Raw genomic sequence first — 13,750 nt, forward strand, 5'->3', positions numbered from 1 at the left:
GATGGAACAGACTAAACAGACAGGCTTAATTGCCTATTTTGCCAACAACCCGGTCGCGGCCAACTTGTTGATGGTATTTGTGCTGATAGTGGGCACGGTGAGTTTCTTCTTTATTCAGCGCCAGATGTTTCCCAATATTGAAGTGAACTACATCAATGTGAGTGCTCAGTATCCGGGCGCTTCTCCACAAGAGGTGGAAGAGAGCATCCTGATCAAGCTTGAAGAGTCGCTCAAGGATGTGACGGGGATTAAACAGGCGATTTCTAGCGCTTATCGTGGCAGTGGCAACATCGAGCTTGAGATTGATGTGGATGAAGACATTGACGATGTGCTGGTCAAGGTAAAGCAGAAGATTGATTCCGTCTCCAATCTACCTGCGGGTATGGAACCGATTCAAGTTTATCAGTATGAATTTCGGCAAGATGTTATCGAAATGGCGCTGGTGGGCGATCGGGATCTACTGGAACTCAAGCCGATTGCCAAGCAGATTGAAAACGAGTTGCTGCAACTGGGCAACGTCGCGTTAGTCGATTTGGGCGCGCCTGACTACGAGATTGCGATTGAGGTTGAGCCTCGAATGCTACAAAAATACAGCTTAACGCTTAATGATGTGGTCAACGCCATTCAGCGTTATTCCGCTAACTATTCAGCAGGAGAGGTGAGAACCAACGCCGGCATGATCTCGGTGCGGATCGAAAACCAATATTACCGCGGCGAAGAGTTTCGCGACATCCCGGTTAAAATCGGGGCCAATGGCGGCAAAGTGCTTCTCCAAGACATTGCGACCATCAAAGACGGATTTACCGAAGAAGATCGTTACTTTAAGTATTCAGGGCAAAATGCCATCTATCTATCGGTGAAGGCGACCAAAGATCAAAACATGGTCGCGGTGGCCGAGTCGGTCAAAGCCTACATTGCGCAGAAAAACCAGGCGCTGCCGAGCGATCTGCAAATTAAAACCTTGGTCGACATGACCTACTATCTCAACGCTCGTCTCGACATGATGTTGAAGAACTTACTGCAAGGTGCGGTGTTAGTGGCGCTGATGCTAAGTTTGTTCTTACGAGTTAAGTTGGCGATGTGGGTGATGATCGGGCTACCGGTCTGTTTCCTTGGTGCCGTGATGCTGATGCCTGCGATTGGCGTGAGTATCAATATCGTCTCGCTGTTTGCGTTTATCATGGTGCTGGGCATCGTGGTGGATGATGCGATCGTCATCGGTGAGAGTGCCTACAGTGAGATAGAGAAAAAAGGTGGCGGGGTTGAAAACGTGGTGCGTGGCGTGAAACGAGTAGCAACGCCAGCCACCTTTGGGGTATTGACTACCATGGCGGTATTCGCGCCATTTTTGATGTCAAAAGGGATAGAGCGTGCCTTTTTCTTTGGTATTGCCTCTATCGTTATTCTTTGTCTGCTGTTTAGTTTGATTGAATCTAAATTGATTCTTCCGGCGCACCTTGCGCACTCTAAGTTTGACCCGATCAAGCAGGGCAGTTGGCGCGAACGTTTCAATACACGCTTCTTCCGCTTTATCAATGGCCCTTACAAGCGCTTTATCGAGTGGTGTACCCATTGGCGTTGGAGTGTGCTGGCCGGTTTCGTGGCGCTTTTGACCATTAGCGTGTCGTTGGTGTTGGCCAACTACGTACGTATTGTGCCATCGCCCAAAGTGCCGCATGACTTTCCGAACATTAAACTAGTGATGAATGACAATATCTCAAGCCAGCAGACCATTGAAGCGCTGAAGCTTATCGAATCAACCGTGCTTGAGGTCGACCAGGAGATCGAGCAACAGACCGGGCAAAAGATGGTACGCGACATTCTGACCTTCAGCCAAGGACGCAAAGAGGGCTCGTTGGTGATTCCGCTGGTTGACGAAGAGTTGCGTCCGTTTGACACTTTTGAACTGGCGAGACGCTGGCGTGAACGTATTCCGACCATTCCCGGGATGAAGACATTTACTGTCTCGGACAACGTCAACGATGACGGCAAAGGCGATGAGTTTGGTTTCTTGCTTTATGGCTCAGACATCGACTCGCTCAATAGTGCTGGTAGAGCGCTCATCGTCGCATTGCAACAGCAGCGAGGGTTGTTCGATATCTCTTCCTCGATTGACTCAGGTAGCCAAGAGGTACAGCTCTCGCTGGCGCCAGTTGCCTATAACCTAGGGCTAGACCTGTTTGATATTGCCACTCAAGTGGGCGGCAGTTTCTATGGTGGCGAGGCGGAGCGGGTGCTGCGTGACGGTGAAGAAGTTAAAGTCATGGTGCGCTATCCAAAGCTGACCCGTGAAGCCTTCTCTTCGCTGCGTTACGCAGTGATCACAACCCCGGAGGGCAAGAAAGTGATGCTCGGCGACGTGGTTGAGATTGACCAAAAACCGGGTGTGAGCAGTATTCGCCGTGAGCAGGGGTATCGCAGCGTTTATGTTTACGGCTCGATTGATGAAGAGCTGGTGGAGCCGAATGCCATTGTCGAGCGTGTTTCCGACGAAATCATTCCCGATATTTTGGCGGATTATCCGGGTGTGAAGAGCGAGTTGGGCGGCACGATTGAAGAGCAGCAAGCTCAGCAAAATGAGCAGATCATCTTCTTTGTCGCTGGTATGATCTTGGTGTATATCCTGTTGGCGGTGCCACTAAAAAGCTATACGCAGCCACTGATTATTATGTCGGTGATCCCGTTTAGTTTGACAGGGGCGATATGGGGACACTATTGGTTTGGACTCGACCTGAGCATGATGTCGACCTTTGGTCTGATAGCGGCCGCTGGTGTGGTGGTTAATGACTCACTGGTGATGACTGATTACGTCAATCAAGTTCGGCGCGAAGGGGTAGGCATTAAACAGGCGGTGATTGAGGCGGGTTGTGCCCGCTTCAGAGCGATCACCTTAACATCGATTACCACGTTTGTTGGGGTGTTGCCAATTATGTTTGAAACCAGCTTGCAGGCACGTTTTGTGATTCCAATGGCAGTGGCTTTGGGCTTTGCGGTCTTGTTTGCGACCTTGCTTACCTTGGTCTTAGTGCCGTGTTTGTACCTTATTCTTGAGGATATCAAGGCGCTATTTGGCAAGCTTAAGCATTGGCTGCCAAGGCGCAATAGCACAGCGCACTCTTCTGTATAAATGGCAAAGCGGGCGTCAAGCCCGCTTTTTTTGTGAGTGTAGCCGAGTCGCGGCTATATTTGTTGGTGTTTGCGCACTAGCCCAAAATCAGCCAACACCGCGTAGGCTGCAGGGATCATAAACAGTACCAGCAAGGTTGAGGCGAAAATGCCAAACACGATAGAAATCACCAATGGCTGAATGACTTGAGCTTGTAGACTGGTCTCTGTAAGCAGTGGCAACAAGCCTGCGGCGGTGGTCATCGAGGTGAGGAATACCGCTCTAAAGCGCTCGCGGCTGGCTTTCACCACAGAGTCATGCACGCTATCGCCCTCATCAACGTGGTGACGTATGTATTGCACCAACAATATCGAGTCGTTGACCACGATCCCTGCCAATGAGACAAAGCCCATCATACTTGGCATGCTGAGCGAGTGCCCAAGCAGAATATGCCCCCACACAACACCGATAAAGGCGAGCGGAATGGCAAGCATCACCACAAAAGGTTCCAAATAGCTGCGGAACTGATAGCTTAAGATCGCAAACACACCAAATAGCCCGAGCAGAAATCCTTTACCCATCGAAGCACCTGTCTCTGCGGTATCTTTCGCTTCGCCCTCAAAATCAAAGCGTAAACCTGGATACTTGGCCATCAGCTTTGGCGCTTCTTGGTTTTGAAACTGGGCAATGATAGCGGTGGAATTGGCTTTGGTATTGTCGATATCGCCAAACACACTGATGGTACGTAAGCCGTCGATGCGTTGAATACGCACGTAGTTTCGTTGAAAGTCGAGGGTCGCGATGGTGGCCAGTGGCAGTTGACTGCCATCGGGCAGGATAATCGGAAAGTTTGCCAACTGCTGTAAGTCACCCGCTTGCACTTTGTTAAGGCGCACTTCAATCGAAATATTCTCAACCCCCACTTGGATTTCGTCTGCAGTTTGACCGAAAAATGCCGCGCGAAGTTGATTCGCTATCAACTGACCATTCACCCCGTAACTCTCGGCGCCGGGGCGAAGTTTTACCAACACTTCTTCCTTACCCATGCGCATATCATCGAGCACGCCGTGCACCCCATCAAACTCATTGAGATATTGCTGAATGTCAATGGAAGCGGCTTTTAAGGCGTCCAGATCGTCATGTTTGGCTCGAATCTCTATCGCTCGGCCACCAGGGCCCATGGTCGGCTGCTTAAAGACCAAAGATATCGGGTCTGCCAGCTCACCGACGTCCTCACGCCAAGCGGCGATAAACTCATCGATGATGGTGTTTCGACTCTCAGCGCCAAGCAGGTCAAGGCGAACCGTGGCGATATGAGGGCCAGATTCATTGGCATCCGCATTGGCATTAAACTGACTGGTCACATGCTCAATCAGCGGCGTGCCGTTTTCGAACTGCTGTGTCCGCTCTGCGCCAAGCTTGTGCGCTGAAGCGACGATGTGATCCACCACGGCTTCGGTTTGGGAAAGCGACGAACCTGGCGGCAAAATAATCCGCGCTTCGGCAATGTCGCCATCTAACTCTGGGAAGGGCTGAAACTTAAGCAGTCCCCCAGCAATAGTGGCAATTGAGATGAGCAGTAAGGCCAAAACGCTACCCAAAAACGCGTAGCGATACGCCACCACTCGCTCGACGCCGTTGACCAGGCGAGTGTTACGAAAATGCTCGAAGCGAGTAAGTAGGGCTTGCTTAAATTTGGCACTTGGTTTGTCGCGCTTTTCTTTGTGCAGTGAATGGGATAGATGGTTAGGTAGAATCAGAAAGGCTTCGACTAGGCTTAGCGTCAGCACTAAGATCAATACCTGAGGGACGGCTTTAAGTACTGCTCCCATTTCACCTTGCAAGAACAGCAAGCTACCAAAAATACACACGGTAGTGAGGAAAGAGGAAATTACCCCGGGCAGAACTTTCTTGACCCCTTTAATCACTGCATTATCGATATCCTCTCCCCGGTCGAGATGGGCGGCGATCGACTCTGCGATTACAATGGCATCGTCCATCATAATCCCAATCGCCATCAGCAAGCCGACGAGGGACATGATGTTAATGGATAGGCCCAGTTGCGCCATCAAAAATAGGCCACCTAGGAAGGCAACGGGTAGTCCCGCCGCCACCCAAAATGAGTAGCGCAGCGTGAAGAATAACCACATGGTGGCAAATACCAATACGATACCTTGCCAGCCGTTGCGCACCATCATTGTCAGGCGGTCCCAAAGTACTGACGACAGGTCGTTGGTTAGCTCAAGTTTCACGCCGGCAGGAGCAATCGCTTGCTGGTCGGTAACGAATTGAGCCACGCGATCCTTGATTCTCAGTGCATCATCTTCTTTGTTTTTGCTTACTTTAAGCAGTGCGGACGGGTGGCCATCAAACAGGACTTTCTGTTCGTCTAACTCAAATCGGTCGGTGATGGTGGCGATGTCTTTTAGACGAATCAACGACCCATTGGCACCCGAGGCAACCACGATGCTCTCCAGTTGCTGCGGTGTGGTGCGGCGCTCATCGAAACGAATCAGAAAGTTTTTATCTGGCGTTTCCACATTACCACTAGGCAGTTTGATGTTTTGTCGTCCAATTTGATCAGCGATATCAACCACACTTAATCCAAGTTGGCGAATCGCTTGAGTATCGAGCTCAACGCGATATTGGTGGTCGGAAAAGCCCGCCACATCCACCAAAGAGACATCATAATCAAGCTTTAACGTACGCTTAAGTTGTTCTGCGTAGGCTTTTAGCTCGGGCCAAGAGGTGTCGGCGGTAATGGCAACATCAACGACAGGTTCATTCCAATCCAACTCTTGAACCACGGGAGACTCAATTTGTTGAGGAAAGTCATTGATTGAATTGATCTGCGTTTGAACGTCGACCAACATACGACCAATATCGGCTTTTTCATTCAGCTTTAGGATCAGGCGAGCCGAGCCTTCGATCGCTTCACATTGGGTTTCTTCTATGTTGGCCAACCCATCAACGGCATCTTCCATGCGTACACATAAACTCTCCTCAACTTCTTGCGGTGATGCGCCAGGATAGACGACGCCTGCCATGATGTACGGAGGGTCAAACTCAGGAAAAGTTTCGCGTTTGATATTAGGCAGTGAAGTGATCCCCAATAGCAGCAGAGTCAGCATCAATAAGTTGGCGGCGGTGGGATGCTTGGCGAAAAATCGAATCATTACAATGACTCCTGTGCAGTACGCTCAGACTGTTTAAGCGACATACCTTCGATAGCAGGCAGCAAGTCGTTGAGGATCAAGCGTTGACCTTGTTCAAATTCGCCGTCGATGACCACTTGATTATCACGACGATACAAAACCTGTACTGGCTTTATTGCTAAGGTGTTGTCTTCGGTCATCAGATAAATTTTGTCACCGTGTAGAGCGCGCTCAGGGATCACCCAGCTAGGGTTGGATTGTCCTTCAATGACTGCTCGCACAAACATGCCATTGACCAATGGAGGCGCGTCAGCCGGGTTGAGTTGACGATAGTCTTGCTCTATTTCCAGAATCACCCCAGCCGTCGCTTGGCTCGGGTCGACTGTTTCACTGATGCGGCTCACTTTTGCTGGCCAACTTGCTTGAAGGTTGCCACTGCTCAGCTCAATGCTCGCATCGATAAAGGTCATATTCGGTTGAGGGATTCCGGATTCATCGCGATGAATTTCGCCAATACTTGAAGCTAGAGTCTGCATGTCATGTATGGATAGCTGCGCTTCGACCTCCATCATATTGATGCCGTGGGCGGTGACCATGGTTTGCTGCAGGTTGACCACTTGATCCTGCTCGATATCGACATGAGCGATGCGCAAATCATAGGGCAGTGTGATAATGGTTTTATTCAGCGAGCGCTCTGCTTCACTGACTTTGGAAGCATTGACTTTAACCAGTGCTTCGGCGACGCGCTTCTCATCCGGGATTAGGGCGATCTGGTTTTCAATGTCCTGCACCAGCTTGCGTTGCGACAGGGCGCTTTGCTGCTGCTGGTCAACATCTGATTGAGAGGTTAAGCCTTTTTTTCGCAGGTTGGTTTTGCGTTCTAGCTCTTTATTGGCGATCTCCAAACGGCTGCGTTCAATACTCAATGTCTGTTTTAGGTTGGCTTGTTCTTGAAACAGCTTAGCCAAAGAGGTTTGAGCCGACTTGTAATCTGCCTGGGCTTGCACCAGTTTGAGTTCATAGTCGAGCGGGTCGATGCGCAGGATCTCAGTTCCCGCTTTAAGCATTTGGCCTTTTTCCAGTTTTGGGTGGCGATAAACCACCTTGCCTGTCACTTCAGCAATCGCTTCCCACTCAACTTTTGGTGTGATTTTGCCAAATCCGATCGCGACAGGTGCGATGGCGCGCAGTTCAAGGGGCATGGTATCCACCAAACGGGCGCGGTCTCCCGCAGGTTTGACGGGCAGATCGGGTTTGAGTTTAACCGCCATCACCAGTACCAATACCCCAACGGCGAGCGCTGGGAAAAATAGCAGTTTTCTATTGATTTTCATTGTGATGCGTCCTGATTGTCGTGAGTTTGAAGAAATCCATGCTTCATCAAATTAATATTGTGTTCGAGAAGTTGGGTTAAAAAGCGCTCATTGAGTTCGATGCCGTGGATGGCGAGCAGCGCGGGTGGCGCAATGAATGGAAAAACCATCAAGCTGATGTATGACACTCGGCAAAGGCTTGGGTCCGCATCAGCGCGTAAAATGCCGCTGCTGACCAATCGCTCAAACATCACATGTTGCATCGGCTGAGTGATGTCGACAAAGACCTTTTCAAGCAATTTCCTTTGGGTTTCAGAGGGGTTCATATGCATCACTTGCGCGACCAAACGCGGAAACTGCGGCACCTTAATCATCTCGCGGTAGTAGGTTTTCATTAGCTCGATAAAGTTCTGCTGCGAGCTCTCTTTGAGCAGGATTTGCATCTGACGCTTCATCGGCGCCAGCGTTTCGCGGAGCATGGTTTCGAACAAGCCCTCTTTAGAGCCAAAGTAGTAACGAATCATCGCGGCATTGACGCCTGCACGTGTGGCGACCAGCCGAGTCGACACCTTGTCATAGGGCATCACAGTAAACAGCTCTCTGGCGTGATGAATCAGTTGCTCGCGCACATCGATGGTCGCGCTGGGGCGTCCCGCCTTACGGTTAGATGGTGTCACACGGCCTCCTCAAAAAATTAATCGGATGATTAATTATAGTGGGCTGCCTCATAGCGCGATATGACAATAATTAACCGATATTTAATCAAGTGGATAATTAATTGGTGCGATGTCACAAATCTCTGTTTTGAAGCGTAAAGAGGCGCGAATCGCGCCTCATCAGTTGGATTAGGAATTTGAACGTCTCATCATGCCGCGATGAGACTGAAATTCTTGCTCGTCAATGAGTTGATCTTGGTTAGTGTCGATGCGCTCAAACATCAATTCACTTTGGTTACTGTTTTTCATCAATCGACCTTCGGCTTGGCGTGCTTGCTTTTTCGCTTGCTGAAAGTCAGCGAACTCTTGCTGAGTGATCACGCCGTCTTGATTTAGGTCGATATCGGAAAAGAGGGGGGGTTGTTGCATGCTCATCGGTCCGTTTCCTTTTGCGAGTAGGGCAAAAGGTAACGAAAACACAACCAGAGTGAGCATCGCTGAGACGATATAACGGTTCATGGCATCCTCCGATGACTTGGGGCTCACTATAATTATACAACCCAGTAACCATGATAAATGTAAGGTTATGTAAAGATGCAGAGAAGAGCCAGTCGACTCTCACTGCTAAGACAAAAATGTCCTCACTCTTGAGTTGGGCGATATTTTGCAGTCAGTTGATCTATGGTGATCGGGCGTTCAATTAAGAAGCCTTGTAGTACGTCGCAGCCATAGCTCTCTAACACGCTTTTTTGCGCCTCGGTTTCTACCCCTTCGGCGACCACACGCATTTGCGCCGACTTAGCGATGGCGAGAATGGCTTTAACTAACGAATCACTGTGTTCAGATGTCACCATTTTATCAACAAAGACTCGGTCCACTTTGAGTTCGTCTAGTGGCAAGCTGCTGAGGTAGCTCAGAGAAGAGTATCCGGTACCGAAATCATCAAGAGAGATGGTAAACCCGAGTTCCTTCAATTGGCTGATAATCGGCCCTGCCTTAGGCAAATCACTGATCAGCACATTCTCGGTGATTTCTAGCGTGATGCGATGAGTCGGCAGATTGTGCTTGGCAACTATGGTACTGAGCTGACGGGTAAACCCAGCGCTCATCAGTTGCACTGGTGAGATATTTACCGACAGCATGGTAGTGCAATCTGGAGAAGGGAACAGGCGGCTGAATTCTTCACAAGCGCGATCCAGTACAAATTGGCCCAGTTCCCCAATTAAGCCAATTTCTTCCGCCAGAGTAATAAACTCCAACGGAGAAACATGACCCAATTGACGGTTGTGCCAGCGTAGTAGAGCTTCAACGCCGTAGAGCTCGCCTGAGCCCGCATAGACCTGCGGCTGATAAACCAGTGACAGTTCACCACGCTCTATTGCGCCTCTTAATTCACGCTCGAGCATAAAGTCATACTGCACTTGTTTGTTGATCGAGGAATCGAAAAACAGGACATCGCCTTTCTGACGCGCTTTAGACTTATAAAGCACGATGTCGGCTTTGGAGATCAGCTGTTCAGGATCGTCACCATCATTGGGGAACATAGACACACCAATCGAGCAACTGGCGAACAGCACTTTGCCATCAATGACAAATTGTTGCTTGAATACGCTCTTGATGTCTTCCACCTTGCTTTGTGTTTCGCCGATATTGTTCAAGCCAGCAAAGCAGAAGATAAACTCATCACCACCGAATCGAGCAACAAAATCATTTGGCCCCATAAAACTTTCAAACTTATGTCCTATTTCACTCAAGAGCCGGTCACCCGCGCTGTGGCCATAAAGGTCGTTGACCTTTTTAAAGTCATCTAAGTCAACAAACATGACCGCCAACTGCTGACAGTGCTCGGTGGAGTATGCGATGCCTTGGGCGATCTTCTGATGCAACTTGGAACGATTGGGCAAACCGGTCAGTTCATCATGACTGGCAAGGTATTCCAGTTGGTCTTTGGTGGTTTGTAGGCTGGAGAAGTCTTGATTGATCCTACGCTCAAAGCGTTTGAACCTTTGCGCGATCATGCGGCTCAAGGCGATAGAGAAAATGCCGACAAACAAGGTGGTACTCAGACCAATAATGACCATTTGTTGCAGGCTTTGTTGCTGCTCATCTTTCAGCGCTTCTTCGCGCTGAGCGATAAAGCGCTGACTGAGCTCGTCATAGACGCCGGCGCCAATGCTCCAGCCCCAACTTTGGTCTTGAATGACGTAACTAGTCTTGGCTAGGTTTTCTAGCTCTGGTGGACCTGAGGGGGCAATATAGCGAACAAACTCTTCATTCGCCGACATCAAAGCTTTGGCACCTTCAATATTGGCTTCACTCCCCACATTGAGGGCATTCTCACCGAGTAAATTGGGATTGACATGCGATAATATCGTGCCATCTCTATCAAGCACGAACACATAGCCATAATCGCCAAAACGCAGATTGGTTAACCAACCAAGCACGGTTTGCTTGATGTCATTCTCTACGTCAACCACATAGTCGCCAGTACCAATAAACCAATCGTAGGGTTCGAAGTACTTACCAAAACCGATTTTCTCAAACTCTTTGTTTTTGTTGTCGGGTTTAACAAACCACCAGCGATAAAATGCCTCACCTTGGGCTTTGACGACTTCTCCCATTTCGCGAACGATGTAGCTGCCTCGCACATCTTTAAAATCCCACAGTGATGTTCCTTCAACGCGCGGCAATAGCGGGTGCATGACACTGAGACCATCGGTCTTATAGATAAAAAAGTAGCCTCTGCCGTTGTTAAAACGGATATCACGCAGCGCGTCGGTAATCAACTGAGTGACTTCGGCTTCTGATTTGTCTTTGTTACTCTCGTAGAGGCGGGTCGCGATGTTGTGTGCTTCATAAATGCGCGCTTGAATGGTGCTTTCTAACTGTTGCTCGGTTTGAGCTCTGGCATGAGCAATTTGCTGCTGAACGTACTCGACGCGATTGGTCAGCGTGACATATTGGCGCTGCTCTGAATCTTCCCTGAGCGAAAGTAGCTCTTGCTGTGAGCTAAGCAGCTGATCTCTCGTCGCAATTGCGACCCAAACCAATGTGAAAATCGCGACAATTAACGCTGGGGCGTAGGTGATGAGATTGAGTAGCTTCTTGTCGGTTAACGTGGTCATAGAGCTCCGCGCATCAGGCAAATAAGTATTTGTTCTAGTTATAATGATGGATTACTTTATTACACTCATATTAGCTTTTGGTCGATAAAAGTGAAAATTTGAGTCTCGCAAGCTGCTTTTTGCATAAATTTGAAGCGGCGTCTTATTTTTGAGATAGAAAAGCTTAGTCATTGTTTTGTTGATCGCGTGTTTTTCTTGCCACTGGGTATTTTCAACCATACTTGATGAAAGTATTGTAAAAAGGTGATGGTGAGTGAAGCGTGTACTGCTTTGGTTGATGGTATTTACCCCGACTGTGCTGTGGGTCGGGTTGACCTTTTATGAAGCCACATGGTGGATTGAAAACTTGGTGGCTTTTCCAGCGCTATTTCTTATTGTGAACTTAGTGCTAATGCTACTTATGGCGGCGCTGCGCGCATGGGCGCCAGCGGTGCTGTGCGCGCTCTTTTGCAGCGCTTTTTTCTTGCTTAGCCCGAAAACGCAACAAAGTTTGGTGGCCAACTGTGTCAATCCGGTCACCATTGCCCAGTATAACCTTTACTACCAAAATCCAGACATCAACGCTTTTATCAACTATTTGCTCTCTGCTCCTCATGATTTAGTGGTACTGCAAGAGGTCGCGCCCGAGGTAGGGGATAAACTGCACATGCTCGACGATGTCTATCCCCACTATTTCGGTGGTCAAGAGGGCGTCGGTTATCCCTCTAGCCAAATGATTCTAAGCCGTTTTCCGCTTGAACAGGTGTCGGTTTATATGACCCCCGACCAACAGGCGATAATCCGCGGAGTATGGTATCCCAATACGCAAAAAGCCATCGATTTTATTGCCGCTCATCCACCGTCACCGCGAACCAAAGCTTTATGGTATCGGCGCAATGCGCTTATTCGCACTATCGAGTCTCTGATTGAGATCTATCCGAGTAATGAGTTGCTGGTGATTGGAGACTTCAATCTTTCATCGGTCAGCTTGCGTTTTGGAAAAATATTGCCCAGCTTTCAGACGGCACCGGTTGCTAGTTGGCCCAATTCGCTAGCCTTTGACATGCCGAGCTTTCTCAAGATAGCGATTGATCATCTATGGCTCAAAGCCACGGAAACCGGGAGAAAAATTTGTCAACGCGAGAGCCGCGAGTTACCTAAGGGCTCTGACCACAATCTGATTGTGACTGAGATGGGCTACTAAGCGAAGTCAGTGGAAGGACAGGTTGTGTTGTCAGGGTGCACTGGTTAGAATACGCAGCCCTATCACTCTGATTGAGATCAGAACTATGTACAGTGCACACGCTGCGGCGTCTTGCTCTGCGCATGTAACTTCACCGAAAGGCGAAGTCGTACTGCGTGAGAGTTTGGCGTTAGCAAAAATGGCATCGCTGCTTGCGTTACCATTTTTGCTATTGTCAATGGCTTGGATCTAGCCATGAACACCCAGCACAAGGATGTGTGCTTTATCCTATTTAGGTTTACGCGCGAGAACCTGGTCGATATCTTCGGCGCAATGGCGCTCGGCAAGTTGCTCCCACTCTTCACCAAATGAACGGTTTACAATGCGCCCGCGTTGAACCCCTTGACGCGCTTCGATTTGCTTAGCCCAGCGCACAACATGGGTATACGACTCGACTTGTAAGAACTCAGCGGCATCATACAGTTTGCCCAGTACCAAGTTTCCGTACCATGGCCAGATTGCCATATCCGCGATGGTGTACTGATCACCCGCAACGTAAGGGTGTTTAGCTAGCTGCTTATCCAACACATCAAGCTGACGTTTGGCTTCCATTGCAAAGCGGTTGATTGGGTACTCTTGTTTCTCATCGGCGTAAGCGTAGAAATGACCAAAACCACCGCCAAGAAATGGCGCAGAGCCTTGTGCCCAGAATAACCAGTTAAAAGTTTGCGTTCGTTCGGGGCCGCTTTTTGGTAAAAAATGGCCGAATTTTTCAGCGAGGTGAACCAAGATAGACGCAGACTCAAACACATTCACTGGCTCGTCGCCGCTGCGGTCGAGTAACACAGGAATCTTAGAGTTCGGATTGAGCTCAACAAATCCAGAAGAGAACTGATCTGCTTCACCGATGTTGATCAAAAAGGCATCGTATTCGGCTTCTTTAATGCCAAGAGCAAGCAGCTCTTCCAGCATAATTGTCACCTTTTGCCCATTTGGCGTGCCAAGCGAATAAAGTTGCAGGGCATGCTCACCCACTGGCAGCTTTCGCTCGTAGCGAGCGCCAGATTCTGGGCTATTGATGTTGGCCCACTTATTGCCGCCACTGACATTATTGACCCATACTTTTGGCGGTACATATTGGTTTGTCATTGTGAATCCTTTTTTGGTTATTGTCCGGCATGATCAGAGATTGGGATAGGCGAGTGCGATCTAAACCCTTAGAGAGGGTTTTAT

Annotated in this window: 9 protein-coding genes; 3 read left to right on the forward strand and 6 right to left on the reverse strand. The window is 49.2% G+C overall.

The genetic code is table 11. The annotated features are described in order from the left end of the window. Position 1: 1 nt before the first annotated feature. On the forward strand, positions 2-3,127 hold the full coding sequence (locus tag MTO69_RS18390) for an efflux RND transporter permease subunit (RefSeq protein ID WP_248334858.1): 3,126 nt from the start codon (positions 2-4) through the stop codon (positions 3,125-3,127). Positions 3,128-3,180: 53 nt separating this feature from the next. On the opposite strand, the gene MTO69_RS18395 is transcribed toward MTO69_RS18390, so the two are convergent. The 5 genes from MTO69_RS18395 to MTO69_RS18415 form a co-directional block, all read right to left on the reverse strand. Beyond that, positions 3,181-6,282: an efflux RND transporter permease subunit gene (locus MTO69_RS18395; RefSeq protein WP_248334859.1), complete on the reverse strand. Its 3,102-nt coding sequence runs from the start codon at positions 6,280-6,282 to the stop codon at positions 3,181-3,183. Then, a complete protein-coding gene (locus MTO69_RS18400) occupies positions 6,282-7,595 on the reverse strand; it encodes an efflux RND transporter periplasmic adaptor subunit (protein ID WP_248334860.1) in 1,314 nt (437 codons plus the stop codon). Before MTO69_RS18400 ends, MTO69_RS18395 begins: the two co-directional genes overlap by 1 nt. Further along, positions 7,592-8,251 carry a TetR/AcrR family transcriptional regulator gene (locus MTO69_RS18405; RefSeq protein WP_248334861.1) on the reverse strand — a complete coding sequence of 220 codons (660 nt, stop codon included), beginning with the start codon at positions 8,249-8,251 and terminating at the stop codon, positions 7,592-7,594. The genes MTO69_RS18400 and MTO69_RS18405 overlap by 4 nt, the downstream gene beginning before the upstream one ends. Before the next feature lie 168 nt (positions 8,252-8,419). Continuing rightward, entirely contained in the window at positions 8,420-8,749 is a 330-nt protein-coding gene (locus MTO69_RS18410) for an EF-hand domain-containing protein (protein ID WP_248334862.1), read from the reverse strand. 122 nt (positions 8,750-8,871) lie between these two features. Beyond that, on the reverse strand, positions 8,872-11,355 hold the full coding sequence (locus MTO69_RS18415; protein WP_248334863.1) for a bifunctional diguanylate cyclase/phosphodiesterase: 2,484 nt from the start codon (positions 11,353-11,355) through the stop codon (positions 8,872-8,874). 253 nt (positions 11,356-11,608) lie between these two features. Here MTO69_RS18415 and MTO69_RS18420 point away from each other — a divergent pair, with 253 nt between their 5' ends. Both MTO69_RS18420 and MTO69_RS18425 read left to right on the forward strand, forming a co-directional pair. Then, the gene (locus MTO69_RS18420) at positions 11,609-12,538 is read left to right on the forward strand and encodes an endonuclease/exonuclease/phosphatase family protein (RefSeq protein ID WP_248334864.1); all 930 of its coding nucleotides are present in this window, start codon (positions 11,609-11,611) and stop codon (positions 12,536-12,538) included. A gap of 85 nt (positions 12,539-12,623) precedes the next feature. After that, positions 12,624-12,770, forward strand: a complete 147-nt coding sequence (locus tag MTO69_RS18425; protein ID WP_248334865.1) for a hypothetical protein — start codon at positions 12,624-12,626, stop codon at positions 12,768-12,770. Positions 12,771-12,805: 35 nt separating this feature from the next. On the opposite strand, the gene yghU is transcribed toward MTO69_RS18425, so the two are convergent. Continuing rightward, positions 12,806-13,666 (reverse strand): glutathione-dependent disulfide-bond oxidoreductase, encoded by an 861-nt coding sequence (gene yghU, locus MTO69_RS18430; protein ID WP_248334866.1) that lies wholly within the window; start codon positions 13,664-13,666, stop codon positions 12,806-12,808. Positions 13,667-13,750 lie beyond the last annotated feature (84 nt).

Origin of the sequence: Vibrio sinaloensis (assembly GCF_023195835.1) — a bacterium.
Taxonomy (GTDB): Bacteria; Pseudomonadota; Gammaproteobacteria; order Enterobacterales; family Vibrionaceae; genus Vibrio; species Vibrio sinaloensis_C.

Excerpts from the sequence above, each read along its gene's own strand:
- MTO69_RS18400 (WP_248334860.1), bottom strand. The coding sequence starts at position 7,595 with ATGAAAATCAATAGAAAACTGCTATTTTTCCCAGCGCTCGCCGTTGGG.
- MTO69_RS18425 (WP_248334865.1), top strand. The coding sequence starts at position 12,624 with ATGTACAGTGCACACGCTGCGGCGTCTTGCTCTGCGCATGTAACTTCA.
- yghU (WP_248334866.1), bottom strand. The coding sequence starts at position 13,666 with ATGACAAACCAATATGTACCGCCAAAAGTATGGGTCAATAATGTCAGT.
- MTO69_RS18410 (WP_248334862.1), bottom strand. The coding sequence starts at position 8,749 with ATGAACCGTTATATCGTCTCAGCGATGCTCACTCTGGTTGTGTTTTCG.
- MTO69_RS18395 (WP_248334859.1), bottom strand. The coding sequence starts at position 6,282 with ATGATTCGATTTTTCGCCAAGCATCCCACCGCCGCCAACTTATTGATG.
- MTO69_RS18390 (WP_248334858.1), top strand. The coding sequence starts at position 2 with ATGGAACAGACTAAACAGACAGGCTTAATTGCCTATTTTGCCAACAAC.
- MTO69_RS18415 (WP_248334863.1), bottom strand. The coding sequence starts at position 11,355 with ATGACCACGTTAACCGACAAGAAGCTACTCAATCTCATCACCTACGCC.